The 26,966-nt window shown below is 64.8% G+C and carries 24 protein-coding genes; 7 read left to right on the top strand and 17 right to left on the bottom strand.

All coding sequences use genetic code 11. The features are described 5' to 3' along the window. Together AC56LK_RS20310 and AC56LK_RS20305 are read right to left on the bottom strand one after the other, a co-directional pair. Window positions 1-101: transposase (locus AC56LK_RS20310; protein ID WP_497184478.1), on the bottom strand; the 101-nt coding region annotated here is incomplete at its 3' end. A gap of 63 nt (window positions 102-164) precedes the next feature. Then, a complete protein-coding gene (locus tag AC56LK_RS20305) occupies window positions 165-737 on the bottom strand; it encodes a hypothetical protein (RefSeq protein WP_497186286.1) in 573 nt (190 codons plus the stop codon). A gap of 878 nt (window positions 738-1,615) precedes the next feature. Between AC56LK_RS20305 and AC56LK_RS20300 the strand changes: the two genes are divergently transcribed. The 7 genes from AC56LK_RS20300 (at window position 1,616) to AC56LK_RS20270 (ending at window position 10,316) form a co-directional block, all read left to right on the top strand. Further along, window positions 1,616-2,599, top strand: coding sequence for a PEP-CTERM sorting domain-containing protein (locus tag AC56LK_RS20300; RefSeq protein ID WP_497186285.1), 984 nt, complete (start codon window positions 1,616-1,618; stop codon window positions 2,597-2,599). Window positions 2,600-2,905: 306 nt separating this feature from the next. Beyond that, a complete protein-coding gene (locus tag AC56LK_RS20295; RefSeq protein ID WP_497186284.1) occupies window positions 2,906-3,250 on the top strand; it encodes a DUF5710 domain-containing protein in 345 nt (114 codons plus the stop codon). Window positions 3,251-3,356: 106 nt separating this feature from the next. Continuing rightward, window positions 3,357-4,337 (top strand): MBL fold metallo-hydrolase, encoded by a 981-nt coding sequence (locus AC56LK_RS20290; RefSeq protein WP_497186283.1) that lies wholly within the window; start codon window positions 3,357-3,359, stop codon window positions 4,335-4,337. 103 nt (window positions 4,338-4,440) lie between these two features. Beyond that, the gene (locus AC56LK_RS20285; RefSeq protein ID WP_497186282.1) at window positions 4,441-6,162 is read left to right on the top strand and encodes an energy transducer TonB; all 1,722 of its coding nucleotides are present in this window, start codon (window positions 4,441-4,443) and stop codon (window positions 6,160-6,162) included. A gap of 152 nt (window positions 6,163-6,314) precedes the next feature. After that, the gene (locus AC56LK_RS20280; protein WP_497186281.1) at window positions 6,315-7,400 is read left to right on the top strand and encodes a polysaccharide biosynthesis/export family protein; all 1,086 of its coding nucleotides are present in this window, start codon (window positions 6,315-6,317) and stop codon (window positions 7,398-7,400) included. Window positions 7,401-7,470: 70 nt separating this feature from the next. Next, the gene (locus AC56LK_RS20275) at window positions 7,471-9,747 is read left to right on the top strand and encodes a polysaccharide biosynthesis tyrosine autokinase (protein ID WP_497186280.1); all 2,277 of its coding nucleotides are present in this window, start codon (window positions 7,471-7,473) and stop codon (window positions 9,745-9,747) included. 272 nt (window positions 9,748-10,019) lie between these two features. Continuing rightward, on the top strand, window positions 10,020-10,316 hold the full coding sequence (locus AC56LK_RS20270; protein WP_497186279.1) for a hypothetical protein: 297 nt from the start codon (window positions 10,020-10,022) through the stop codon (window positions 10,314-10,316). Window positions 10,317-10,357: 41 nt separating this feature from the next. Here AC56LK_RS20270 and AC56LK_RS20265 read toward each other — a convergent pair whose 3' ends face one another. From AC56LK_RS20265 to AC56LK_RS20195, 15 genes are all read right to left on the bottom strand, one after another. After that, window positions 10,358-11,548, bottom strand: coding sequence for an acyltransferase family protein (locus tag AC56LK_RS20265; RefSeq protein ID WP_497186278.1), 1,191 nt, complete (start codon window positions 11,546-11,548; stop codon window positions 10,358-10,360). A gap of 25 nt (window positions 11,549-11,573) precedes the next feature. Continuing rightward, on the bottom strand, window positions 11,574-12,203 hold the full coding sequence (locus tag AC56LK_RS20260; RefSeq protein WP_497186277.1) for a hypothetical protein: 630 nt from the start codon (window positions 12,201-12,203) through the stop codon (window positions 11,574-11,576). 13 nt (window positions 12,204-12,216) lie between these two features. Continuing rightward, a complete protein-coding gene (locus tag AC56LK_RS20255; RefSeq protein ID WP_497186276.1) occupies window positions 12,217-12,807 on the bottom strand; it encodes a sugar transferase in 591 nt (196 codons plus the stop codon). Continuing rightward, window positions 12,804-14,012, bottom strand: a complete 1,209-nt coding sequence (locus AC56LK_RS20250; protein ID WP_497186275.1) for a DegT/DnrJ/EryC1/StrS family aminotransferase — start codon at window positions 14,010-14,012, stop codon at window positions 12,804-12,806. The genes AC56LK_RS20255 and AC56LK_RS20250 overlap by 4 nt, the downstream gene beginning before the upstream one ends. Then, entirely contained in the window at window positions 14,005-15,252 is a 1,248-nt protein-coding gene (locus AC56LK_RS20245) for a glycosyltransferase family 4 protein (RefSeq protein ID WP_497186274.1), read from the bottom strand. The genes AC56LK_RS20250 and AC56LK_RS20245 overlap by 8 nt, the downstream gene beginning before the upstream one ends. A 43-nt stretch (window positions 15,253-15,295) precedes the next feature. Continuing rightward, complete coding sequence (locus AC56LK_RS20240) at window positions 15,296-16,081, bottom strand: hypothetical protein (RefSeq protein WP_497186273.1); 786 nt, start codon at window positions 16,079-16,081, stop codon at window positions 15,296-15,298. After that, a complete protein-coding gene (locus AC56LK_RS20235; protein WP_497186272.1) occupies window positions 16,078-16,764 on the bottom strand; it encodes a hypothetical protein in 687 nt (228 codons plus the stop codon). Before AC56LK_RS20235 ends, AC56LK_RS20240 begins: the two co-directional genes overlap by 4 nt. An 87-nt stretch (window positions 16,765-16,851) precedes the next feature. Further along, window positions 16,852-18,033, bottom strand: coding sequence for a glycosyltransferase (locus AC56LK_RS20230; RefSeq protein ID WP_497186271.1), 1,182 nt, complete (start codon window positions 18,031-18,033; stop codon window positions 16,852-16,854). Next, the gene (locus tag AC56LK_RS20225; protein WP_497186270.1) at window positions 17,939-19,240 is read right to left on the bottom strand and encodes an O-antigen ligase family protein; all 1,302 of its coding nucleotides are present in this window, start codon (window positions 19,238-19,240) and stop codon (window positions 17,939-17,941) included. The genes AC56LK_RS20230 and AC56LK_RS20225 overlap by 95 nt, the downstream gene beginning before the upstream one ends. Beyond that, a complete protein-coding gene (locus AC56LK_RS20220) occupies window positions 19,237-20,496 on the bottom strand; it encodes a lipopolysaccharide biosynthesis protein (RefSeq protein WP_497186269.1) in 1,260 nt (419 codons plus the stop codon). Before AC56LK_RS20220 ends, AC56LK_RS20225 begins: the two co-directional genes overlap by 4 nt. A 10-nt stretch (window positions 20,497-20,506) precedes the next feature. Further along, window positions 20,507-21,634 (bottom strand): DegT/DnrJ/EryC1/StrS family aminotransferase, encoded by a 1,128-nt coding sequence (locus AC56LK_RS20215; protein ID WP_497186268.1) that lies wholly within the window; start codon window positions 21,632-21,634, stop codon window positions 20,507-20,509. Window positions 21,635-21,644: 10 nt separating this feature from the next. Beyond that, window positions 21,645-22,259: an acyltransferase gene (locus AC56LK_RS20210; RefSeq protein WP_497186267.1), complete on the bottom strand. Its 615-nt coding sequence runs from the start codon at window positions 22,257-22,259 to the stop codon at window positions 21,645-21,647. A 1-nt stretch (window position 22,260) separates the two neighbouring features. Further along, entirely contained in the window at window positions 22,261-23,322 is a 1,062-nt protein-coding gene (locus AC56LK_RS20205; protein WP_497186266.1) for a Gfo/Idh/MocA family protein, read from the bottom strand. A 33-nt stretch (window positions 23,323-23,355) separates the two neighbouring features. Continuing rightward, the gene (locus AC56LK_RS20200) at window positions 23,356-24,684 is read right to left on the bottom strand and encodes a nucleotide sugar dehydrogenase (protein WP_497186265.1); all 1,329 of its coding nucleotides are present in this window, start codon (window positions 24,682-24,684) and stop codon (window positions 23,356-23,358) included. 58 nt (window positions 24,685-24,742) lie between these two features. Further along, on the bottom strand, window positions 24,743-26,653 hold the full coding sequence (locus tag AC56LK_RS20195; protein ID WP_497186264.1) for a polysaccharide biosynthesis protein: 1,911 nt from the start codon (window positions 26,651-26,653) through the stop codon (window positions 24,743-24,745). Window positions 26,654-26,966: the final 313 nt, after the last annotated feature.

The following is a 26,966-nucleotide window of genomic DNA, read 5'->3' as shown; positions in this document are numbered from 1 at the left end:
CTGATGCCGTGCTCGCGGCACAGCTCTGGTACTGGGCTGCCGGCTTCGGCCTGCTTGAGGATGGCGATGATCTGGCTGTCGGTAAAGCGGGACGTCTTCATGTAGAGCTTTCTGTGTATTAAGTAGAAAATTCTACTTCTGATCGTGCTCTTTTTGTGGGAGGATTACCAGCGCACCTTACCAAGATCGACTACCTCGGAAAGGTCATAGAAGTTGTTGAAGATAGTACCGTAGCCGCCTATTCCGAATTCAGGCGCAGAGAAGTCGGATCCATCCAGAAGCATTATGAAATTCTGCGCGATCTGGTGACCATTTCCGAGACTATCTAATGACTGACCACCACTACCAACGTAGTAGGATTTACGGTAACCATTTTGTGCACCGGTCGATCTTTCGTGGACTATATTGCTGAACGTCCTTGTCGGTGGATCGTAGTTCACAGAGAAGTTTCCGAAGGCCGCAGAAAACTGAGTACTAAGGATTACCGGTGCTTTGCCCCAGCCAGCTTCTACCAGAAAGTGTTCGGTGTTTTCAAATGTTCTCGATATGGTCGGCGCCGCATTGACGTCAACAATCATACTTCCAGTTATCAGAGTGTTCTTATATAAATTTTCGTTTCCGACCAACAGATGATGATTAAAATTTACTACAGCCTCGAATACAATTTTGATGGGGGCAGCGCTGGCTGTCAGGTTGCACAGGGCTAGGCTGAACAATAGGGCAGCTTTTTTGCTCATAACGGGCTCCACTGAAAGCGTTCAGTGAAGCAAGATGTACGCCTGTGAGAAATATTCTTTTGAATCATTAATTTACGTTAGCCACTTAAACATGCCGATGTCAGAATGTAAAGTTCTTCGACACAGGAGCCCCTAGTTTAGGTTAATATACTGTACAAATGTACAGTACCGTAAAAAGATGCGTGAGCGCGGCAGGCGAAAGCACGACAGGGATATCCAGGCCGATGCAAGCACAAGTGGCATTCTGTCGCTCGTTTGCGTGGGTGGAATCTACGAGTTGAAGCTGTCCGACCGTAACGACTCAACTATGCAGCCGATCCTGCCGGTCCTGTGCGACGTCAAGTTGCCGACCCTTGGCTCCAGCCGAATGCTGTTCAAAGGCCTGGAGCGCGGGGCGGATGGAGCTGAGTGGGCGCAGGAGTGGGCCGTCCAGGTAAGCGGTGCATAGGTGTTGAAGCAATTGAGGGGAAGCGAGCTCGAGTGGCAAGCCTACTTTCGCAACCTCGTGTGCCAGTACCCTCGCCGTACAACCAGCCGAATTGACTGGTACGATGCGATGGAACGCTGCCAAGTTTTCAAAACGAAATGGATTAAGGAAGACCACAAAATACTTACTAACTTTTGTGGTAATGAAATCTGTTTTCCCAAAGCATTTACTTAATTCTTTAATCCGGGTTTGGCAACGTTTCTGCAAATAATGCCCCTTGGCTTTAAGGAAGTACCTCATTTGTCGGCAGGATTTACATCTGGCGAATCAAGCCGCCTAAGTCTTTGACTTGTATAAGTTGGTATGGATATTGCTGTACGTCGCATGCGGAAGGTGAATCCGTATAGGGAAAGCAGCTCAGTCCTCAATTTAATCAAATTCGGAGGCGGTAATGAAAAAATTATTTCTCGGGCTTCTCGTATTGGGTAGTTTGCTTTTGGAAATTCCTGCTCACGCCGGACCAATACCGTCCGACGCTGATTATTACGATACGTCTGGCAGCGTTGCTACGGGGAACTTCGCTGGATGTGCGAGCGTAACTTTTTCCGGTTGGGAGCAATCAAAATTTCGTAGAGTCGGAAACGGAGCGCATCTATTGCTCGGGCTTATTACCTATCAAAATCAGGTTTGTACGGGTGGTCCCACGACGCTGAATGGTTCGCTCAATATAAATCTCTATTTTTGGGAGTCTATATTGGAGGTAATCAATGATCCAATAGCGTGTGCGCCCTTCCTGTCCTGTACAGTTGAGAAGGGAAGGCGCCTCCTTCCGGGAACTATTACGGACCAGGTTCCTTTCACTTTAAACTTGACATCTAACACTGGCGATCCAGTAGGCGACAGTGACGGTGCATTTTTCCCCACTGCAAACAAGAGTCTCTGGGTAAAAGAAGGCGAATCAGCATCGTTTTTTGTCACAGCAAGTTTTGCTTCCCCGATTTCAATCCTAAATCTTATTCCGACAAATTCGGATGGTTGGGTAACAAATGGTACAGATCCTTTAGCGGAGCGGGTTTTCGCATCGCAGTCTGACTTAGAACTGTTGTCGTTGGCAGGGGTAGACCTTCCGGAGCCGACCTCCATCGCTCTATTTGCCATCGGAATTTTGGCCAGTATAGGTAGGCGCTGGGGGGGCGCACATCCGCTAGCTCGACTACCTAGGGCGAATCCAGAGGAGGCTTGTAGCTGCAATATGCCTCCTCTAAAAAAGTTGCGTGGCGCTCGAATCAGCAAGGCAGCGCCATACTCAATAACTGACATGTGGCCTTCCGCTTATGGCCAACGCTGGATAGTCCAACGTGCTTGGGAAGAGTCACTACTGGTCCCTACCTCAGGCGATCTCTCCGCCTCCGGCTCAGATAGGCCAGCAACGTAAATCGCCTTAAATCTGCGCTATTCAACTAAAGTGAAGTCAAGCAAATCAAGCACTTGCAAAGCGACGAAACCAATTTCTATAGCGCAGCGATCGCTAAGCAAGCATATGATTTAAATAAGGATTTTGGTGAACGAGCATCGCTCCTCTAAGCTGAGGGTCGCTGGTTCGAACCCAGCTGGGCAGGCCATCCCCGATCACGCGCGCACGCACATGGCTGTCGCGGCACTTTCACGATGGCGGCCCCTTGCAGTAAGATCACGGTCCCGGTGCCGTATCGCCGTTCCCGACCATTACTTTCGGACCCCCATGCTTTTCCTGACTGTTCCCTATGCCGAGAAGGATGAAGCGAAAGCGCTCGGCGCCCGCTGGAATCCCACCAAACGCCGCTGGTATGTCCCGGACGGCGTCGCCACTGATGCCTTCGCGAAGTGGGCCGGGCAGGGCGGCGATAGCGCCTCCCCGGCGACCACGGCAGGGGCCGGAAAGCGCGTCGACAGCTACCAGGGCAAGACCGTGACCGGCACGAACTACGTCGCGCTCGACCACGACTGCAATCCTTTCGCGCCCTGCGCGCAATGCGCCGCGGCGCTGGCCGATACCGAATGGCAGAAGGCGCGTCTACACCTGGCCGGGCTGGTCGCCAAACTCTAGCCGCCCTTGAGAATCGCATAAGCAAGCGAACGCCGTCCGCTACGCTGCCGTGTTAACGTTCCGGCAGCGCAGGCCGTCCCGGGCTGCGCGTTTCCGGAGGTCGACCATGTCGTTCGCACGACTGTTCCAGCGTTGTATTCGTGTTTGCGTTCCAACGCCGATCCTGTTTGCAGCGCTGTGCGCCACGGTTTGCGTTGCCCGCGCCGACGCGACCGCCACGCCGGCCCAGGGCGAAACCTTCACGCTGCAGCTGGCGGCGGACACTGCTCCGGCGCAGGCCGCCGATACCGGCACGGTGCAGTTCATCGGCACGGCTACGGTCATCATCCGCTTCCAGGGCTTCACGATCCTGACCGATCCGAATTTCCTGCATAAGGGCGAGCACGTGCACCTCGGCTATGGCCTGACCTCGGAACGCAAGACCAACCCGGCCATCCGATTCGAGGACTTGCCGCCGGTCGACCTGGTCGTGCTGTCGCACTTCCATGGCGACCATTTCGACCAGCTGGTGCAGGAGCGGCTCAAGCGTTCCACCCCGATCGTCACCACCAAGGAAGGCGGCGAGCGGCTCAAGCGCCACGGCTTCACGCATACGTTCGGACTGAGCAGTTGGGACCGGCTCGAGGTGAGCAAGGGCGCCGCGCGCCTGCGCGTGACCGCGACTCCGGGCCGCCACGGGCCGGCGGGCGTGGCGGTGCTGCTGCCCAAGGTGATGGGTTCGGTGCTGGATTTCGGCGCCGACCCGGCCGCACCCGACTACCGCATGTACATCAGCGGCGATACCCTGGTCTACGACGACATCCGCGCGATTCCGCAGCGTTTCCCGAACATCGACCTGGCGCTGCTGCACCTGGGCGGCACCCGCATCCTCGGCGTGGTCAAGGTCACGATGGACGGCAAGGACGGCGTGCGCATGATGCAGGTGGTGCGGCCGAAGAAGACCGTGCCGATCCACTACAACGATTATGACGTGTTCAAGTCGCCGCTCGAGGACTTTGCCCGCGAAGTGAAGGCGGCGGGGCTGGAGAAGGACGTGGTCTACCTCGGCCACGGCGAAACCTATTCCTTCGGCCGGGTACCGCCTTAGCCGGCCGGGCCGGGTGTCGGATCTGCTCAATCGTGCGCACTCGCCATACTGCCGAGTAAACGCTATGATGCTAGCCTGACAATAATTGCTTCCAAGCCACGGCATGCCCCGAGCGCACGATCCCAGCCCGAACGATTCCCTGGCCCAGCGCGACCGGCGGCTCGTCACCGGCATTGCGGTATCGGCTCTGCTGCATTGCTTGCTGCTGTCGCTGCAGTTCGGGGTTCCCGGCTTCGATGCCGGCTCGGGCGGGCCGATCCAGGTCAGGCTGGCCCCGCCGGCGCCTCCACCTTTGCCGGCTCCCGTGGACCTTCCCGCATCTGCGCTGCCGCCGCTGCCGCCCGTGCCGGCGCCGTCGGCCGCGCCCGCAAGGGGCTTGCGCCTGGTCGACCCGCGTCCCCAGCGGGTCGAGCTGGCGCAAGCGCTGCAGCCCAAGCCTGCCGCCCGGCCGGTGCGGCGCCAGAAGCCGAAGCGCCGCGCCCCGCTGGCGGCGCCGGTGATCGCATCGCTGGCGCAGCCCGATGCGCCCTTCGCCGTGGCGCCACCCCCGGCCGAAATCGAACCCGACAGCGTGCCGAGTACCGTCAGCAGCGACGCCGATGCCCAGCCCGCAGCCGAGGAGGTGGCCGTCGCGGCGCGCGAGGACGAGCAGGCCAGCGAGGCCGAGCGCCAGCGCCAGGAAGAAGCGGACCGGATCGCCGCGGCCGAAGCACGCCAGCGCCGCGAGGCGGACACCGCGCGCCTGCTGCGCGAAGAGCAGGAACTCGTGACCCGGCGCGAACGCGAAGCGCTGGCCCAGCGCGAAGCCGCCTTGCAGGCGGAAGAGCGGCAGCGGCTGGAACGGCAGCAGGCGGAGCAGAAATTCGCCGAACAGGAATTGGCGGCACGCCAGCTTGCGCAGCAGCAGCAGGTCGAGCGCGAGCAAGCGGAGCAGCGCGCTGCCGAGCAGCGTCAGGCGACGCAGCTGGCCGCTGAGCGTCTGGCGGCCGAACAGCAGGCGGCCGAGGGGGCACGCATCGCCCGCCAGCAGCTGGAAGTGCGCCAGCGCGCCGAAGCCGAGCAGCAGCGTGCGGCCGAGCGCACCGCGGCCGAACGGCTGGCAGCAGAACGCCTTGCGTCCGAGGAAATCGCACGCCGCCAGGCCCAGGCCCAGGCGGAGGCGCGCCGCCTGGCCGAGGAGCGCCTGGAATCGGAACGATTGGCGCACGAACGTGCCGAAGAAGCGGGGCGGCGTGCCGCCGCCGAGCGGCTGCAGGCTGCTGCGGGGCCGGCCATGGCCGGCAACGGCATACCCGGGTCTGGTGGTGACGGTCATGGAAGTGCACCCGGCGACGGCGCGGGAGACCGCTCTGCAGGCGGCGGCCCGGGCAGTGCCACGGCCAGCCGGGCGCGCGAACTGCTGCGCGGCATCACGATCCCGAACGTGGCGCCGCCCCCGGCGCGGCCTTTCGGCGACGCCGCCGGAGCGCGCCGCGCGCTCGCCGACGGCGCCGAGCGCGACGTGCCGCTGCGCCTCTACGTCGACAGCGTGCGCCAGAAACTGGAACGCACGGCGGTCCTCGGCGGCGCCCAGTTTGCAAGGAGCGAGGTCAGGATCGATCCCCTGGTCAGCCTGTCGCTGCGCAGCGACGGCAGCGTCGACGAGGTCACCATCGTGCGCTCGAGCGGCCGGGCCGACATGGACGATGCGGTCCGCCGCTTCGTCCGCCTCAACGCCCGCTACTCCGCCTTCCCGCCGAACGTCGCCGCGCGCTTCGACATCATCGAAATCCGCCGCATCTGGCGTTTTGCCGACGGCCTGAAGTTACTCGAGGAAATACGCTGAACCGCGCCGCAGCCGCAGTTTGATCAACTACAAAGCCAAGCCTGATGGACGCCGTACGCTGAACTGAACCGTTCAAGTAAGACGTCTATTTTTGACAGGCAACAATCATGGCTGCGATTTGTTCAGTTGCAATATCGGGTTGCCGGCTGCTCGTGCTGGCATGTGTCCTTTCCCTCGTCCTGCCGGGCTGTAGCACCGGCATCGGTTTCGCCGGCGGCGGGAAGGATGGCGGCGGGGGCGATGCGCCGCCGACGGAACTGATCACAGAGAAGCTGATCGACAGTGAGCGGCGCGCGCTGGCCGAGCAGTCCCGGCAAGACCTGTCGCCGCTGATCGTGCCCGATCCGGCGCCGTACACCATCGGCCAGGGCGACATCCTGTCGATCGTCGTGTGGGACCACCCCGAGCTTGCCGGCGGCGGCATGACCGCCGCCACCGCCGCCACCGACAGCGGCACCGCAGCGCCCAACGTGGTCCCGCCGGGCTTCGCGGTCGACCATATGGGCCGCATCCAGTTTCCCCTGATCGGACTGCTGCACCTCGAGGGGCAGACCGAAGAGCAGGCCAGGGCGCTGCTGACCAAAAAGCTGGCGCGCTACATCGCCCAACCGAGCCTGACCCTGCGCGTCCAGTCCTACCGCAGCAAGCGGGTCTACATCGACGGCGAAGTCAAGGCGCCCGGCCTGCAGCCGATCAACGATATTCCCATGACCCTGGTCGAAGCGCTGAACCGCGCCGGCGGCATGCTGGCCGGCGCGGACCAGAGCCGCATCATGGTCGAACGCGGTTCGCGCCGCTACATGATCAACCTGCGCGACCTGGTGCAGAAGGGCGTCAACCCGGGCACCGTGCTGCTGAAACACGGCGACGTGGTGCGCGTCCACTCGCGCGACGAAAGCAAGGTCTTCGTCTCAGGCGAGGTGGTCACGCCGAAGGCCCTCACCATGCACAACGGCCGCCTCACCCTGAACGAGGCGCTCGGCGAAAGCGGCGGTGTCAGCCCGCTGAGCGGCGACGCGCGCCAGATCTATGTGGTGCGCAAGACGCCCGAGCGCACCCGCGTGTTCCAGCTCGACGCGCGCGTGAGCGGCGCCCTGGCGATGGCCGAATCCTTCGAGCTGCGGCCGAAGGACGTGGTCTACGTCGCCGCGTCGCCGCTGGCCAACTGGAACCGCCACCTGAGCCTGCTGTTCCCGGGAGCGTTGACGTCCGCGGTCGGCGTCACGACCCGGCCCTGAGCACCGGTCTCCGGGCACCCGATTCCGAGCACCCGATTCCGAGCACCGTTACCGAGCGAGGTCCGCTACCATGAGCAATCCTGCCGACGCCCATCCGCTGACCCACATTTCCCACAGCCCGCCCGTGCTGTCGGTGCCCTTCGACCCGCGGCCGCCCGAGCCCTTGCCGGAAGAACCGACCGTCGACCTGAAGGGCTATTTCAACACGCTGTACGACAGCCGCTGGCTGATCGGCAGCATCACGGCCTTCATCACGGTGGTGGCGGTGCTGTATGCGCTGGTCGCCAAGCCGGTGTACGAGGCCAACCTCATGATCCACGTCGAAGAGGAAAGTCCGAACGCGTCCAAGAACATCCTGAGCGAGGCTTCGTCCCTGTTCGAGACCAAGAAGGCGGCCATCGCCGAGATGGAGCTGCTGCGTTCGCGCATGGTGGTGTCGCGTGCGGTCGACAACCTCCAGCTCTACATCGAAGTCCAGCCGAAGTACTTCCCCGTGGCCGGCTTCTGGTTCGCCACCCAGAACGCGGGCAACTTGTCCAACCCCGGCCTGTTCGGCTATGGCGGCTACGTGTGGGGCGGCGAGAAGGCCGACGTCTCGGTGTTCGAGGTGCCCGAGTCCTGGCTCAACCGCGAGTTCGTGCTGACCGCGCGCGCCGGCAACCGTTACCGTTTTTCCGGCGGCGGGCAGCGCCTGGCCTTCGACGGCACCGTGGGCCAGCGCTACCGGGTGCCGCTCCCCGACGGCCTGCTCGAGATCAAGGTGGACCGCCTGCATGCGAATCCCGGCGCGCGCTTCCGCATCAAGCGCAAGTCGCGCCTGGGGACCATCCAGGCCATCCAGAGTTCGATGGTGATCACCGAGCAGGGCAAGCAGTCGGGCGTCATCGAGGTCAAGCTGCAGGGCGAGAGCTCGGCGCGCATCAACAACCTGCTGAGCGAGATCGGACGCGAGTACATGCGCCAGAACCTGGCCCGCAAGACCGAGGAAGCCGAGAAGTCGCTGGCCTTCCTGAACCAGCAGCTGCCCATCCTCAAGCGCCAGCTGGAGCAGTCCGAAGACCGCTACAACCAGTTCCGCAATGCCCATGGCACCGTCGACCTGCGCGAGGAAGCGCGCATGAGCCTGACGCAGGCGGCGGCGGCCCGCACGCGGCGCATGGAACTGATCCAGAAGAAGACCGAACTGCTGGCACGCTTCACCGAAGACCACCCGGTGGTGGTGGCGATCAACCGCCAGCGCAAGGAAGTCGATGCCGAGATCGAAGCCATCGCCGGCCGCATCCGGACCCTGCCGGTCATGGAACAGGACGAAGCGCGCCTGACGCGCGACATCAAGGTCAACACCGACCTCTACACGGCGCTGTCGAACACCGCCCAGCAACTGCGCCTGATCTCGGTCGGACGAGTCAGCAACGTACGCCTGGTGGACGCCCCGATCGCGCCGGAAAAGCCGATCAAGCCGAACCGGCCGCTGATCGTCGCGATGGCAGTCGTGACCGGGCTGTTCCTGGGCACCCTGATCGCCTTCACCCGCAAGGCCATGCGCGGCGGGATCGACGACCCGCAAAAGATCGAACGCATGCTGCGCGCGCGGGTCGTGTACGCGTCGATCCCCCACAGCGGCAACCAGGACAAGCTGATGCGCAAGTCCAAGCCCGACGGCGTGCTGCCGCTGCTGGCCCAAATCCTGCCGGAAGACCCCGCCGTCGAGAGCCTGCGCAGCTTCCGCGCGGCCCTGCAGTTCTCGATGCCGCACTTCAAGAATAACGTGGTCATGATGGCCGGCCCCACCCGCGACCTCGGCAAGTCCTTCATCGCCGCGAATTTCGCCGCCGTGATGGCTGCCAGCGGCAAGCGCGTGCTGCTGATCGACGCCGACATGCGCAACGGCCACCTGCACCGTTACTTTGGCCTGGAGCGGGGCAAGGGATTGTCGCGCGCGATCGTCGGCGGCGCCAGCGTGGACGAAGTCATCCACCGCAACGTGCTGGACCGGCTCGACTTCATCCCGACCGGAGAATTGCCGACCAACCGGGCCGAGTTCCTCCTGCACCTCAACTTCGGCACGCTGCTGGAGACGGTCAGCCCGCAATACGATCTGGTGCTGATCGATCCGCCTCCGCTGCTGGCGGTGGCCGACGCCCTCATCATCGGAGCCCATGCGGGCGCCGTGTTCCTGGTGACCCGCTCCGCGGTGACCACCGAAGGGCAGATCAACGAGTCGATCAAGCGCCTGAACCATGCCGGGATCTCGCCGCGCGGGGTTCTGTTCAACGACATGGCGCTGCGGCTGGGAGACTACCGCTCGCAGTATGGGGGCGGGCCGCAGCTGGCTTATGTGGCTTGATAGGTATTCGCGCCGGTATCCGAGCAGACCGCGACGCAGATTCGCACCCAAAACACTTGTTACCGTCTACATGGTCTGCGTCCCATGACACAGGCGATAAAGCGAAGGCACAAGCCTTCCCAAGCATCACTGACTGGTTGAGAAGGTCCGTGTCGGGTCGGCTCCTGCTTCGTGACAGTCTGCTACTTTTTCACACCGCCCCGATGTTATGCTGAGCCCAACGGCCAAGTCCGGCCAAGTGCGGACCTCATCTCACCTTACGCGACGATACGATGAACAATGAAATCACGGCTATCGTCGTGGACGACGAAACTATTTTGCTCGGCGGGCGCAAGCTCGTTGGAATGGATGAGGTTGCCGACGCACTCAGGTCAGCGCTGGAGAACGATCCGAACTTCACTCTCGTCATCGAGTCAACGCCGACTGGACACTACCGCGGGATCGGTACAGTGATCTATGCCAGCCAGCGCGTTGGGATGCCGGTCGGGAACCTGCGTTGGACGATGGATGACGGTGCGGTAGTGTCCTTTGACGAGTTGAAGGCCCGAAATTCTACGCCGCCCATATGATGGGAGCGACCGTCCGCAACGACCGCCCGCATGATGCCGCTTCAGTCCGGCGACAGCGCGGCCCGGACCGGCTTGGTACGCGGCGTCAGCAGCCAGTTCTTCATGGCCTTGCGGATCCGCACGGTATGTCGCTCGAACAGCAGGTAGAACACGTAGGCCGCCAGCACGACTGTGCCGAGTACCAGGAAATACCACAGGAAATCCGTTGCCACGTTCGGGTTGAGGCGGTCACGGCCGAGGTATTGCCCTCCCAGGTAGCGCATCAGGTCGATGACCGGGATGTGGAGCACGTAGAGCGAGAACGAAAACTCCGAGAAGAACACCGCCACCCGGTTGGTCCGGACATAGGCCGGCGCGGCCGTGTCGACTGCCTGCTGGAGCGAGGCAAGCAGGAACAGGAAGGGGATGCTGCAGATGATGTCCTGCACGAAGGACCCTGGCACCAGGTCGTCGTTGGTCCCGCGCAGCCGGTAATACACGAACAGCGCCAGGGTCAGCAGCAGCAGCAAGCCGCGGCAGACCTGGCCGCAATCGATGCGAATACGCGAGAACGCGGCGCCGAGCAGCCAGATCGCGAAATACAGCGAGATCATGTCGCGCAGCGTCGACAGCAGCAGGACCAGGGCTGCGCCGGCGGCAACCCGGCGCAGCACACCGCCACCGGCGATCACCAACAGCAGCAGGGGGAACTGGATGTAGTACCAGGTTTCGTGCGCTAGGCTCCACAGCGGATAATTCCCGCCGAAGTCAGGCACGGTGACCGTCTGCAGGCCGAGCAGGTTGCCGGCAAACGAGGTCGCCGAGAACTCGTTGGCCGGGTCGAAGTCCATCGCTCCGGGCGCGGCGGCGCCAATCACCAGGCTGACGGCCAGGGTCAGCAGCAGGGTGGGAAGCAGGACGGTCCAGAGCCGGGTGAAACGGTCGATCGCATAGTGGGCCAAGGCTCGCGGCTTGCCGAAACGGTTCATCAGGCTGCCGCCCACCAGCCAGCCGCTGATGAGGAAGAACACGACCACCGCCTGGTGCGCGAAACCGGTGAAGAAGGCCAGTCCAAGGTAGGCGGGGCTCGGGTCTTCAAGCGTGCGCAGACCAGGGTAGATCTCGGCACGCAGGTGCGAAGCCGCGACCTGCAGGGCGGCCAGGCCGCGCAGCGCGGAGATCGACAGCGACTGCACCGCGTTCTCGCCCAGCGGGGCTCGTGCTTGCCAATGCATCGAGGGGAAGGAAATCATGTGTCTCTCCATTGGTAGAAAACTGCTAGCCGCATGTGTCCCAGGAATAGGGTTGCGTATTGCCGGACAGCGCCAGCGCGAGCCGGATCATCCAGTAACCGACATGCGCAGACTGCATCAGCGAGGCCGATGCGAGGAAAACCGCTACTGCGCAAACCGCCGGGGCCAGGCCGGCCGCGACGCTGTGCGGCCCCAACCGGCCCCCGGCTTGATGTTCGGCTTGATGCTCCGCTTGATACAGGGTGCCGACGCTGGCGCAGGCGCCGAGCAGCCAGCCGGTCGCCGCTTCCGCGACCGCATGTTCGTCTTGTCCCACCAGCACGACGGCCATCGCCAGTCCCAGCCCGAGCCCGGCGCCCGCAGCGGTCAGCGCGAGCCCGCGTCCGGCCGGGCGGCACAGCAGGTAGCCCAGCACCGGGTACACCGCCGTCACACCGGCGGCATGACCGCTGAAGGCCTTGAAATCGAGCATGGCGATATCGAGGCCCCAGCCCAGGTAGGCGACCTTGCTGCCGCCGACCAGGGCCATGGCCCCGAGGTAGAACAGGGCCCAGGCAATCGCAGCACGCCGGGCACGGGCGGCCAGCAGCCAGGCGCCGGCCGCCGCGGCCAGCGGCAGGGTCAGCTCGAGGTCGCCGAGGTGCAGCAGCTGCATCGCGGTTCGCCGTTCAGCGCACGACGGCAAGCAGCGTGTGCGCCAGGATGCGTACATCGCCCCAGAAACTGCGTTCCTTCACATAGCGCACGTAATAGTCCAGCTTGACCGGCAGTACGGCGTCGACATAGGCCCGCTCCGGATCCGCGGCGCGCGCCAGGATCGCGTTCTCGTCCTTGTAGCGGATCGCCGCCCAGTCGGTGATGCCGGGCGCGACCGACAGCACCAGGCGCCGCTGTTCGGGCGGATAGCAGTCGACGTAGCGCGGTACCTCGGGGCGCGGCCCGACCAGGCTCATGCTGCCTTGAAGGACGTTCCAGAGCTGGGGCAACTCGTCGAGCTTGTAGTGGCGCAGGAAGCGGCCGGCACGGGTGACGCGCGGGTCGGCGCCGACGGTCAGCTGGGGCCCATCTACCTTGCGCTGCTGCATGGTGCGGAATTTATAGATTGTGAACAGGCGGCCGCCGCGTCCGACGCGTTGCTGGCGGTACAACACCGGGCCGCGCGAATCGAGCCTGATCCAGAGAGCGATCAGCAGCAGCACGGGCGCCAGCACGAGCAGGCCCGCGGCGGCGCCGAGCAGGTCGAAGGCACGCTTGCTCATGACAGCAGCTCGTGCAGCGCCGCGATCACGCGGTCCTGGTCGGAATCGAGCATCCGGGTGTACAGCGGCAGCGTGAGCATGGCCTCGAAGCTGGCTTCGGCGACCGGGAAGGCATCCGGATCCAGCCCGTAGCTGTCGCGCCAGTAGGGCTGGCGGTGCAGCGGAATGAAGTGCACGCTGGTGCCGATGCCGCGTTCGGCGAGCTCGCCGATCAGTTCGTCGCGGCCGATGCCGGCGCCTTCCTGCAGGCGGACCACGTACAGGTGCCAGGCATGGGTACTGCCCAGTTCGGGATGGACCGGCAATTGCAGGGGCAATTCGGCCAGGGCCTCGTCGTAGCGCTGGGCGAGCCAGGTGCGGCGTTGCTGGAAGCGGTCGATCTTGCGCAGTTGCTCGATGCCGATGGCGGACGCGATGTCGGTCAGGTTGTACTTGAAGCCGGCCGCGACCACCTCGTAGAACCAGGATGGCACGCGCGAGGTATAGCGGTCGAACGCGTCCCGGCTGATGCCGTGCAGGCGCATGGTGCGCATGCGCGCGGCCAGTTCGGCGTCGCGGGTGACGACCATGCCGCCTTCGCCGGTGGTCATGGTCTTGTTCGCATAGAAGCTGAAGACGGTGATGTCGCTGCCGAGCGTGCCCACCAGTTTGCCGTCCAGCCGGGTAGGGAAGGCGTGCGCCGCGTCGTCGATGACGCGCAGGCCGTGGCGCGCGGCCAGCGCCAGGATGGCGTCCATGTCGCAGGCCAGGCCGGCGTAGTGCACCGGCATCACGGCCCGGGTGCGCGGGGTGATCGCGGCGGCAATGGCGGCGGGCGAGACGTTCAGGGTGACCGGGTCGACGTCGACGAATACCGGCCGGGCGCCGAGGTAGCGCACGACTTCGGCGGTGGCGGTGAAGGTCATGGTGGGGACGATGACTTCGTCGCCCGGACCGATGCCGACGCTTTCCAGCGCCAGGTGCAGGCCGGCGGTGGCGGAATTGACCGAGATTGCTTCCACGTCGCCGCCCAGGTAGGCGCGGAACTCCTGTTCAAAACTGCGCGTAACCGGCCCGGTGGTGACCCAGCCCGACCGCAGGCAGGCCGACACGGCACGGATCTCCTCGTCGCCGATGTCCGGCAGCGCGAAGGGCAGGAAGCGCGGTGGGATGTCGTCAATCGGGTCAGCGCTCGACTTTGCTGCGGTTAGTGCCTGTTCAGCCATGGGAAACCTCGTGTGCGAAAGTGGTCAGGAAACGTTGTCCGAGGACGGGATAGGTGAGCTTTGCCAGCGCATAGGCGCGCCCGCGCTCGCCCAGCGCGCGCCGTTCGCTCCCGGACATGGCCAGCAGTGCGGCCAGCCCGCGGGCAACGGCCGTCGGGTCTTCGGGTGTCACGGTCAGGCCGCAAGCGGCCTCGCGCACCGGGTCGTTGCCGGCTTCCACCGCGTGCAGCACGGGGCAGCCTCCCATCATGTAATCGATCAGCTTGTTCGGCGCGATGCCGAAGCGGTACAGCGGCTGGCGCTGCCAGCCGAGGTAAGCGATGTCGAGTTGCGCCATCAGGGCCGGGATCTGCGTTTTCGGGATGGGTGGCGCGAAATGCATGTGCGCGAGCCCCAGGTCGCGGGCGCGCCGCTCGAGCCGCGCTTTCTCGGGACCGTCGCCCACCAGCACGAAGGCCAGCGGCTGGTCGTGCATGAGCGCGGCCGCGTCGAGCAGGGTGTCGAGCGCGTTGGCCAGGCCGTGGCTGCCGGCATAGCCGACCACCGTGCGTGCCTGGGCGCGCAGGCCGGCGAGCAGGGCGCCGAGCGCCTCCGGCAGCGCCGGCGGCGGCGCCAGCCATTCGCCCGGATCGGTCCCGTTCGGGATCAGGTGCAGCTTGTGCGGCGCCATGCCGCGCGCCTCGAGGTGTTCGCGCACCTTGGGCAGGATCGACACGATGCTGTCGGCGTGGCGACAGGCGTAGTCTTCGGCCGACTGCAGCAGGCGGATGAAGGGATGGTGGCGCGAGAAGCCGCCCAGTTCGATCGGCGACAGCGGCCACAGGTCGTGCACCTCGTGCAGCAGGCGGGCCCCGGCCAGGCCGGCGATCCGGTGCGCCGGCCAGATGTCGAGCGGGTAGGTGCTGGAGGCGATGACGACCTGCGGCGCGACCTCGCGCGCCAGCGTGCGCGCTTCGCGCCACAGGCGCAGCACGAAAGCCGCCATGTTGCGCACCCTGGCCAGGCCGTTGCCGCGGTAGGGCGGCGTGGCGAACCAGGTGTAGTCGATGCCGTCGATAGTCTCGTCGTGCCGCTTGCGTCCCGCCATCTCGGGCGCACGGGCACGCACGTGGGCATGGCTGGCAGCCACGATCCTTACCCGGTGCCCGTGCCGCACCCATTCACGCGCCAGGTAGTAGGGCCGGTATTCCATGCCGTGGTGGACCGAGCCGGCATAATGGTTGATCAGGAGGATGTTCATGGGCGTGTTCGCGTCGTCCCTGTCTTGTGCGCGCCGGTCTGCCTCAGGCGCGCCATGCGACTTCTTCGACCAGGCGGCGCACGTTGAAGCGCGTGCTTTCGACCCAGTTGGTTTCCCACTGCACCGGATGGGTGAGCAGGCAGATGTGCTGGTACTTTCCCAGCGCCTCGAAGGGCGACACCGGGTAGTAGTAGACCGGGTGCTTGCGGTCGCTGATGTAGACGTCGAAGCAGCGCAGCAGTTCGGCGTCGTAGGATTCGCATTCGATTCCGCAGCGCTTGCGCAGGGCCTCGTCGCGCAGCAGCTCGTGGTTGATGACTTTCAGGCGGCGGTTGGCGAAGTCGCCGTGGCTTGCAACCGTCGTGATCGGCAAGCCCAGGCGCCCGACGATCTGGCCGACGTTGCGGGCAAACAGTTCGCGGATTTCGGGAAAGCGCTGGCGCACGGCCTCGGCGCAGCGCAGCCGGTGGCGCTTGGCGAAATCGGCCACTTCTTCGTAGTGGTAGCTGGCTTCGCTGCCGGCGGCTTCGATGTCGCGCATGAAGCCGTAGTCGAGGGTGCACAGGCGGAAGTAATAGCTTGCGTGTACACCATGGCGCGACTCGATGGCGAACATTTTCTTGGCGGTGCGCAGGTCGCTGTCGATGTCGTGCCGGTGCACGAAGCTGCGCCCGGTCGGGCTGCCCGCGCCATGGACCTGGCGGAAAAACTCGCGCACCGACAGCTGGGCATAGCCGGCCGCGGCGACTTCGCGCACCAGGGCCTCGTATTCGCCTAGCCGGCTCGGCATCAGGTAATCGGCATACACACGGTTGAGCATGGCGTTCATTGCAGGCTGTAGCTGGCGCGATAGGGACGGAAACCCAGGATGGTCTTGAAATGCCGGAGGCCCGGCTGGGCACCGAAAAAGGTGTCGTACATGATGTAGCGGACGTCGCCGGCATCGATCAGCTGGCAAACCGCCTCGCTCAGCAGCAGATGCATGATGCCGTCGTTATTGCGAATTCCCATCATTTGAGAAAACGCGGCGAAATTTCCGTAAATGCCCAGCGTTGCATACGCAACGAGCTTGCCTTGCGGATTTAAGACTCCCCAATAGCGGAAATGTTTTTGGTCGTCGAAACTCTCTTGCTTCGCCAGGTATTTCTCGTCCATTTTCCGGCCCTGGCGGACATCGAGGCTGGTATTGATTTCGTGGATATCTTCGACATAGGCGTTCCGGTCGATTTCGCGCACGACATAACCCCGGCTGCGTGCCCGTTTGGCGTGGTAGCCGCCATGGTTCTTGCCCTTGATGTGGTCGAGGTAGGCGTCGCGTGTCGGATATTCCGACAGGTCGATCAGGGCAGCACCGAGGGTCTTGTGCCGGATGATCTTGAACCGGGGATGTGGTTTCGTGTAGGCGCGATAGGTCGCCTTGATATCGACCGGATCGATTTGTTGCGAGAAATTAAGCCGGGCTCGGGGCAATTTAATTACCTCGAGAAACGTATTGTAATGTTGCAAGAACATACTTGGTCTCATATTTCTTTGATAACTAAACAATACGGCCGATGGCTGCGGTTCTTATTGAACTAACGTAAATCCCGGGCCTCGAAATCAATCAGTCGAACGGATTGAATGCGCGGGCAAACCGGGTTTGCCGACAAGCTTTTTGCGATGCGCCGTGGGCGCCAGCAGATCGGCATAAAACGCAATTAATTTATCGGCTTCGTTTTCCCAATTAAAGCGTTCGAGGACGGCACGGCGGCCATTGGCGCCCATCGCGCGCGCCTGCAGCGGATGGCTGGCCAAGCGGTCGATGGCGGCGGCGATCGCGGCCGGGTCGCGCGGGTCGACGCACAGGCCGCAACGGCTGCCTTCGACGATGTCGCGCCAGAGTGGAAAGTCGGACGCGATCACGGGGATGCCCGCAGCCATGTACTCGAACATCTTGACCGGCAGGGCTTCGCGGTAGCTGGCGGTCGGGTGCAGCGTGACCAGGCCCGCGAACGCGCGCGCCATCACGCCGGCCACGCCCGCGCGGTCGAGGTGGCCGAGCGCATCGACGCGGCGCCAGCCTGGAAGGCACCGGACTTCCGCATCCAGTTCGGCCTCGGCGAAGCTGCCGGCCAGCGCCAGCCGCGCCGGCGTGCGCAGCAGCGCACATGCCTGCACCAGTTCGCGCACTCCGCGGATCGCCGAGATGCCGCCCACGTAGCAGAAACTGTCGCGTGCTTCCGTGGACACCGGCGTCGCCGCCGCCGCGAATTCCTCTGCGCGCGGATAGTTGTTGACGTCCACGGTGAGGGGATTGTGGGCGGACAGCCGGTCGCGGATCAGCGGCGTGGCCGCCAGGACGCCGTCGAAGCGGCGCAAGGCGGCGCGCTCGAGCTGTACGAAGGCGCGCGCCAGCAGGCGCGCGCTGCGCGGCGACAGGTAGGGCTTGTCCAGCAGCTGGGAAGGCACGTCTTCGTGGGCGTCGAACACCACCTTGCGGCCGCCACAGGCGAGCCGGAGCCCGACCGGGATCAGCTCCGGGTCGTGCAGGTGGTAGGCGTCGGCATCGAGCGCCAGGGCCGCGCGCCCGACCCGCCAGGTCGTGCGCAGCATGCGTTCACGCCGGCCTGACGGGCGGCCGACGTCGAGGATCCGGATGCCGTCGCGGCACGCTGCGCCGAGACCGTCCGCCACCACGAGGGCGAGCTCATGCCCGTGGCTGGCGAGGCTGCGGCACTGCTTCACGAAGATCCGTGTATCGAAGCGCGGATGTGCCGAGCTCAGGTGCGCGATGCGGGCCATGTTTCCTCTCGTAGGAGTAACGCGCACAGGCGCCGAGGGTGGCGCTGAGCAGCATGTCGGTGAAATAGTGGGACGTCAGCAGCAGCAGGACGGTGACGCAGGCAAAGGCGAAAGCGCACATGAACAGGCCGCGTGCGCGGGCGGCGAAATACTCGTGGAAGAACATCGGCGCGATCGGCACGATCGCCAGCGCCGCCAGGTAGGCCATCCCGAACAGGCCGAGGTCGACCCAGGCCGACAGCACGTTGTGCGAGTAGTAGCCCGGTTTGTAGCTGGCATAGTCGCCGAACAGCGGATGCGCGGCCACGGTCTGCCAGGCATGCACGGTCAGTTGCTGGCGCTTGTTGGCCGAGGTCGAATGCGACAGGTCGAGCAGCTCGAGGATGCGGTTGGAGGGCAGGGACGCCAGGATCTGGTCGAAGTACATGGCCAGCAGCGCCGCCAGCATGACCGCGGCCAGCAGGAAGTAGAGCTTGTGGCGCGAATAGTAGAACTCGACCAGCGGAATCGCGAACATCAGGGCCGCGAACTCGCTGCGCGCCGTGTTGACGAACAGGGTCGCCGCCCCCAGCGCATGCAGGACCAGGCGCAGCGGCAGACGACGGGTAAAGCAGACCACCGCCAGGTAAGTAAACAGGTAGGAGCGCGAAAAGCCCTGGTAGGTGGCGAGCGCGTCGGCGTCCTTGGCGATGCCCAGCGCGCCCAGGTAGAACACGCCGTCGACCGAGTTCGCGAAGGCGATCGAGGACATGGCAGCCAGGCTGAGCAGCCCGACGATCCGGAAGCGGCGGCTTTCGAAGTCGATGAAGCTGAACTGGATGAAGACGAGCACCATGAACAGCACGCCAAGCATGTGATTGGTTACGATGACGCGGTTGGCGCCCGCAGCGCCGTTGACCACGACGACGGTCAGGAAGTAGGCGAAGAACAGGCCGTAGTGGAGGTCGACCATCGACATCCGGCGCCGGTCGCGCCGCATGCGTGACAAGTAGATCATGCACATCGGAAGGGCGAACAGCACCGCAACCGGCGCGAAATAGCCACCCAGGAAGGCTCCGGTTATCCCGGTGCCGAGCAGGGTGTGGTAGAAGAAGAAGCCGGGGAAGAGCGCGAAGAAGCAGCCGATCAGGACCAGCTGGTCGCGCCGCTCCCATCCGCGCAGATCTCGTCCGCGCAGTTCGCGTCCATCCTCGCGCAGCGTCTTCATGCCGCCGCCGGCACGTTGCGCGAGCACTGCCAGGACATGTGCAGGTAGACCAGGTAGAGGCAGCAATACCCGATCACGTAGCACAGCACGTTCTGCGCCATGCTCCCCTGGGCCAGGAAGGCAGCGAAGGTCATGGCGAACAGCGCGACCTGCCACCACAGGTCGGCCTTCTGGCGCCCGGCGACGAAGAACACGTAGCTGAGCGGGCTGGCGACGAAGTTCAGCAGGAACAGCGGCGCCATCAGTTGGGCCAGCTCGCCGGAGGCGCACCAGTTGGCACCGAATACCCAGGCGAACAGCTGCGGGGCGAACAGCAGCAGGAGCAGGGCCGGGCCGGCGCCGAGCACCATCAAGGCCTTGAACGTATGGCGATAGGCGCGGGCGCAGTTGCCGAGTTCCTCGAATTCGCGCACGGATTCGCGCTTGAACACTTCCAGCACGGAAGCGGCGAGCAGCGAGACCGGCGCCGACAGCACGCGCTGGGTCAGCGCGAACAGGCCGGCGGCCAGCGCGCCATGGCGCATGCCGATCAGGAACAGCGGCAGCTGGCTGACCATGCCGTTGAGCAGGTTGGATGGCAGCGAGTAGCGCCAGAATTTGTGGTGCCGCAGCAGGTGGGCGCGCTGTTCGGCGTCGAGGCGCCAGCCGATCGGCGCGCTGGGCGGCAGCAGCAGCATGCGTGCGGTGGCGAAGCCGGCGGCTGTCCCGAACAGATGCCCGAGCACCAGGCCGACGCCGCCCAGTCCCGCATGCAGCAAGGCCAGTTGGGTGGCGACGATGATGGCGGCGGTGGTGACCTTGGCGCGCGCCGCCTTGCCGAAGGCATTGTGCGAGGTGGCGAAGGCCAGCGTGGTCTGCATGCAGGCGGTGAGCCAGGTGGCGGCGCCGATGGTCAGCAGGGCGGTCCAGGGCAGGCGCGCAGCGGCATCGATGCCGGCCAGCCGCGCCGCGGCGGCCAGCAGGGTCAGCGCCAGGGCGGTGGCGCTGGTGCTGTAGAACACGACACGGAAGCAGGCGCGCTGCCGCTCCGGCTCGTGGTCGAGGATCATCGCCGCTTCCATGCGCAGGGTAGCGCCGATTGCCGCGACCGCGACGATGCCGAGCCAGACGCTGTAGGCGCCCAGCTCGCCGGGGGTGCACATCCGGGTCAGGAGCGGTGCGGCCAGCAGCGGCAGGGCCTGGGCGCCGATGGCCCCGCCCAGCACGGTGGCCACGTTGCGCCAGAACGGCGGCACCGGCATCGAGCGCAGCCTCATGGCGCCAAGCTCATGCCGCTTTGCCCGGCTGGACCGCCGCGCGGAGCGCCTGGCCGAGGGCCTGCACCACACGGTGCGCGCTTGGACGGTCGAGGAAGGGACCCATCGGCAGGCTCAGCACCTCGTGGGCCAGGCTGGCGGCCACCGGGCAGCCCCCGGGGATGGCCCAGTGCGCGTAGGCGGGTTGCTGGTCGATCGGCACCGGATAGTGGACCGCGGTCGGGATGCCGGCCGCCTGCAGGGCTTCCTGCAGCCGTTCGCGCTGCGGAACCCGCACCGTGTACTGGGCGTAGACGCTGCTGCGGTCCGGCCGGCAGCCGACCGGCTCGACCAGGTCGCCAGGCATGCTGCCGAGCAGGTCGTCGTAGCAGGCCGCGGCGCGCTGGCGCTGCCCGATCTCCCATTCGAAGCGGTCGAGCTTGGCCAGCACGACCGCGCATTGCAGGGTATCCATGCGTCCGCCCACGCCGATGCGTGTGTGCACGTAGCGGCGCGACTGGCCGTGCACGCGGATCTCGCGCATGGCCCTGGCCAGGCCGTCGTCGCTGGTGAAGAGGGCGCCGCCGTCGCCATAGCAGCCGAGCGGTTTGCTGGGAAAGAAGCTGGTGCAGCCGATGGTGGACAGGTTGCAGCTCTTGCGGCCGCGGTAGGTGGCGCCGAAGCTCTGGGCGGCATCTTCGATCACGGCCAGGCCGTGGCGTTCGGCGATGGCGTTGATCTCGTCCATGTCGGCCGGCTGCCCATACAGCGACACCGGGATGATGGCGCGGGTGCGCGGCGTAATGCGCGCCTCGACCAGGCGGTGGTCGATGTTGCAGGTGCCGGCCTCGACGTCGACGAACACCGGCGTGGCGCCCAGCAGCACGATCGCTTCGGCGGTCGCAATGAAGGAGAAGGGCGTCGTGATGACTTCGTCGCCGGGCTGCACGCCGAGCGCCATCAGCGCGATGATCAGCGCCTCGGTGCCGGACGAGACCGTGATGCAGTTGCGCGCGCCGGTGAAGGCGGCCAGCCTGTTTTCCAGCTCGGCCACCTCGCGCCCCATGATGTACTGGCCGTGGTCGAGGACCGTCTGGATCCGGGCGTTGATCAGCTCGCGGGACGCGAGATATTGCGACTTGAGGTCGATGAAATCCATGGGGTCCTCGTCAGGGTTGGGAAGCGGCGCGCTCGAGGTGGCAGGCACCGTCGTGCAGCACGTACAGGTCGCCGGTGTGGGGGCAGCGCGCCTCACCCTCGAGCTTGTCCTCGCTCGCAGCGCCCGGCAGAGGAAGCGCCAGGCGTTCGCCAAAGCGGCCGATCCAGCCGATCTGGCGTGCCGGCACCCCGGCCACCAGGGCAAAGGGCGGCACGTCGCGGTTGACGACGGCGCCCGCGGCCACGAAGGCGTACTCGCCGACGGTGACGCCGCACACGATGGTGGCGTTGGCGCCGATGGTGGCGCCGCGCCGCACCAGGGTGCGCCGGTATTCGTGTTTGCGCGTCACCGCCGCGCGCGGGTTGTAGACGTTGGTAAACACCATGCTCGGACCGCAGAACACCTCGTCTTCGAGCGTGACCGCGTCATAGATCGAGACATTGTTCTGGACCTTGACCTGGTTGCCGAGCACGACATCGTTGCCGACGTAGACGTTCTGGCCCAGCGAGCAGTCTTCGCCGATGCGGGCGCCGGCGCTGACGTGGGCGAAGTGCCAGACCCGGGTGCCGTCACCGAGGGCGGCGCCGTGGTCGACGATGGCGCTGGAGTGGATGACGATGGCCATGTCAGTACTCCAGCGGCAGGGCGATGCGCTTGCCGTCGCGTGCCGAACGGTAGGCGGCAACCAGTACCTCGAGCGATTTCAGGCCTTCGCGCCCGTCGGTTTCCGGCTCGGCCTCGCCGCGCAGCACCTTGATCACGTTGTCGTAGTAGAGCGGGTGGCCGAAGCCGTAGACCGAGGCGGTCTGGTAGCTGGCGTCCTTGACGCGCTCGTCGTCCGGATCGGGCCTGGCGAATTCCCACTGCTGCACTTCGTTGACGGCGACGCCGCCGATACGCGCGGTGCCGTGCTCGCCCAGGATGGTGATCGAGCCTTCCATGTTGCGCGGGTAGGTCAGCATGGTGACGTTCATGGAGCCCAGCGCGCCGTTGCGCCAGCGCAGGCTGATGACGCCGGTATCCTCGACCTCGATGTCGCGCGCCAGGGTGGCGGTATAGGCCTGCAGGCTTTCCACCGGGCCGACGATCCAGTCGATCAGGTCGACGTAGTGGCTGGCCTGGTTCATGAAGGCGCCGCCGTCGAATTCCCAGGTGCCGCGCCACTTGGCGCTGTTGTAGTACTCGTCGGGGCGGGTCCAGAACACGTTCAGGTTGACCATGTAGATGCGGCCGAAACGCTTCTTGTCGACCGCGCTCTTGAGCAGTTGCAGGGTGGCGTTGCGGCGGTTCTGCTTGACGACGAACAGGTGCACCCCGGCGGCGTCGGCCGCCGCCACCATGGCCTTGCCGTCTTCCCAGCGCGTGGCCATCGGTTTTTCGGTGAGGACGTGGCGCCCGGCGCGCGCCACCTGGATCGCCTGGTGCGGATGCAGCCCGGACGGCGTGCACAGCACGAAGGCGTCGGCCTCGCACTCGGCCAGCATGCGCTCCAGGCTGCGCCAGGTGCGCGCCCCGGTGGCGCAGGCAGCGCTGTCGAGTGCGCGCGGATCGACGTCGCAGACACCGACCAGTTCGCAGCGGTCGTGGTGTTCGCGGATGGCATTCAAGTGGTTCTTCGCAATGCGGCCGCAGCCGACCAGGGCGAAGCGGATCTTGCGGTCGATGATGGCAGGGGGGTAGGAACGCATCTTGTTCTCCGGGTGTCATTCGGTAGGTCGGGCTCAGGCCTTCACGACATTCGGCAGGCGTTCGGTGTAGACGCCGCGGGTGTCGACGATCAGGTTGGCGTACTGCCGCACCAGTTCGTAGTCGAAGGCGCTGTGTGCGGTGGCGAGCAGCACCACGTCGTAGGACGCGATGAGGTTCGGGGTGAGCGGCACGCTGGACAGCTCGAAGCGGTGTTCGCGCATGCGCGGGAAGACCGGCACGTGCGGGTCGGAGTAGTCGACGGTGGCGCCCTTGCGGCGCAGGATCTCCATCAGGGCCACCGAGGGCGATTCGCGCATGTCCTCGACATCTTTCTTGTAGGCGATCCCGAGCACCAGCACGCGGCTGCCCATGATCGACCGGCCGCGCTCGTTGAGCGCATCGGCCACCTTGCCGATCACCCAGTGCGGCATGTCGCTGTTGATCTCGCCGGCCAGCTCGATGAAGCGGGTATGCACGCCGTACTCGCGCGCCTTCCAGGTGAGGTAGAAGGGGTCGATCGGGATGCAGTGGCCGCCCAGGCCCGGGCCCGGGTAGTAGGGGGTGAAACCGAAGGGCTTGGTGGCGGCCGCCCGGATCACCTCGTGGATGTCGATGCCCATGCGGTCGGCGATGATCTTCATCTCGTTGACCAGGCCGATGTTGACGGCGCGGTGGATGTTTTCGAGCAGCTTGGTGAGTTCGGCGGCGCGCGTGGAGCTGACCGGCACCACGCGGTCCACCGCCGCCCGGTACAGGGCCAGGCCGGCCTCGAGGCAGGCAGGCGTGCTGCCGCCGCACACCTTGGGGATGGTGCGGGTCTGGAAGTGCGGGTTGCCCGGGTCTTCGCGCTCGGGCGAGAATACCAGGAACAGGTCGCGCCCCACGGTGAAGCCGCGCGACTCCAGGCGCGGGCGCAGTTCTTCTTCGGTGGTGCCGGGGTAGGTGGTGCTTTCCAGCGACACCACCTGGCCTTCGCGCACGTAGGGCAGCAGGGCGCTGACGGTGCCCAGCACATAGGACAGGTCGGGCTCGCGGAAGGCGTTCAGCGGTGTCGGCACGCAGATGATCAGGGCGTCCGCCTCGCCGGCGCGGGTGAAGTCGGCGGTGGCTTCGAAGCCGAGTTCGCGCGCCGAGCCGATTGCCTTGGCGTCGATGTGCTTGATGTAGCTCTCCCCGCGGTTCAAGCGCTCGACCTTGTCGGTATCGATGTCGATGCCGAGCACCTTGAAGCCTTGCGCCGCATAGCAAAGGGTCAGCGGCAGGCCGACGTAGCCCAGGCCGACGATGCCGATCACGGCGGTGCGGTCCTGCAGCTTGTCCAGCAGCTGCTCCAGGTGAGGGGAGGTGTTCTCGTCGCGCATGTGTTTCCTCGTCGGTCAGTGGCAGTGGTGAAGGGTTTGAATACCGCGCTGCGCGGATCTAGATCCGGAACGGCACGAATTTCTTGATCAGGCTCGGGCCCTGGGTATCGGCCACCAGGGGCGGCGGCGCCAGCGGCGAGGTCGGCACGTACTCGGCGACGATGGCCTTGACCATCGATTCGATGGTGCCGCGCTCGTGGGTCTCGCAGGCCATCATCAGGCAGGTGATGCAGGTCTCCAGCACGCTGGGACGCAGTGCGCTTTCCTTCATCCGCATGATGCGCGGGTGCTCGCTCGGGAAGACGGTGCCTTCGGTCAGCAATTCCTCGTGCAGCTTCTCGCCGGGGAACAGGCCGACGAACTGGATCTCGATGTCGCCGCGCGGGTTCTGCGGCGTGCGTTCGGTCAGGCCGGACATGGCGATCATGGTGCGCGCGAGGTCGACGATCTTGACCGGCTCGCCCATGTCGAGCACGAACACGTCGCCGCCCTTGGCCATGGCGCCGGCCTGGATCACCAGCTGGGCCGCTTCAGCGATCAGCATGAAATAGCGCGACACTTCAGGATGGGTGATGGTCATCGGACCGCCGCGCGCGATCTGGCGCTGGAACAGCGGAATCACCGAGCCCGACGAGCCGAGCACGTTGCCGAAGCGGACCATGCAGAAGGTCGTGTGGGCGCCGTGGCGCACCGCGGCCGCCTGGAAGATCAGCTCGGCGATGCGCTTGCTGGCGCCCATGATGTTGGTCGGGCGTACCGCCTTGTCGCTCGAGATCAGCACGCAGGTCTCGACCTGGAGGCGGGCGGCGGCGCTTGCCACCACCTGGGCGCCCAGCACGTTGTTGCGCAGGCCCTCGACGATGTTGGCCTCGACCAGGGGAACGTGCTTGTAGGCGGCCGCGTGGTAGATCGTGTCGATTTTGCCGTCGCGCAGGACGCGGTCGATCAGGTCGTTGTTGCAAACCGAGCCCAGGTGGGCGTGGATGGCCAGGCCGGGGAAGCGCGCGGTCAGTTCCTGGCGCACTGTGTAGAGCGCGTATTCGGAGTGGTCGATCAGGTGCAGCTGCGCCGGGGTGAGGGTGACGATTTGGCGGCACAGCTCGCTGCCGATCGAGCCGCCGGCGCCGGTGACGAGCACGCTCTTGCCGCGCACGCAGCGGGCGAACAGGTCGAGCCGCGGCGGCACCGGCGGGCGTCCGAGCAGGTCTTCGAACTTGAGTTCGCGGATCGAATCGCGCGCCGGCGGGCGGTCGTCGGCCAGGTCGACCAGGCGGCTCAGGATCTTGACCGGCACGCCGGCCTGGCCCAGTCGCTGCATGATGTCGCGCAGACGCTCCGGCGACACCGAGGGCAGGGCGATCACGATGGTGCGGATGCCCTGGGAGGCGACCAGTTCGGAAAGGCGCGTGGTATTGAACACGCGCAGGCCGGCGATGGTGCGCTCGTTCAGGGCGCGCTTGTCGTCGAAGAAGCAGAGCGGGCGGTATTCGTCGCCGTGCCGCATGGCCTGCACCAGGCGCGCCCCGGCATCGCCGGCGCCGTAGACGGCGACCGCGTCGAAACTGCCGGCACGCCGTCCGCAATAGGCGCGCAACAGGTTGCGCAAGCCGATGCGGGAAATGACGACATACGAGAAAACCACGAACCAGTAAATGGCGAGCGCGCTGCGTGGAAAACGCGGCTCGTTCATGATGATTAATATGACATAGACGCACAGGATGGCAAATGCAAGTGCGGCACCGGTAAAACTCAATAAGCGCTGGTCGATAAAGCGGATGACGGCCCGGTATAAATCGGAAATGGAAAATGCGGCGATCGTGACGATGGCTACCAGGGCATAAGAAGCCGGCCCGAAATTCTTCGCAAGCTGTAAATCGCCACCCCGCAATATCATCGCGATCAGGAAGCATGCCGGCAATGCAAGCAGGTCGACCCCCACCATCAGGGCGATTTTGCTGGTCCGGTTCATCGACACCATCCGTACGCAAAGCTGGCTGAAAAGATCGGCGCTCAAATTGGACATGGCAATCCGCTGCGGGTTAATAATCCATTGAAAAGCGAGAAGGCGAGATAATCCTGTCCTTATCCAGAAATCATCTGGAACATATATCCAGAAGATGGGAAGGAGGTTTTGTAAATTTATTATCTGGCGACCACTGCTTACGGCGTTTGACCTGACTCAACGGCGGCAAGTGAATTAAATAGAAAGCGCCTAAAAATAATAATGGGAAATGAAAATAGGAAATAAATCGCCTATTTAATTTCCATTGTTTATTTAATTG

Source organism: Telluria sp. ZB4P36 (assembly GCF_059685865.1).
Note: the sequence above shows the minus strand (reverse complement) of the source record. Positions and strands in the feature narration are given on the sequence as shown.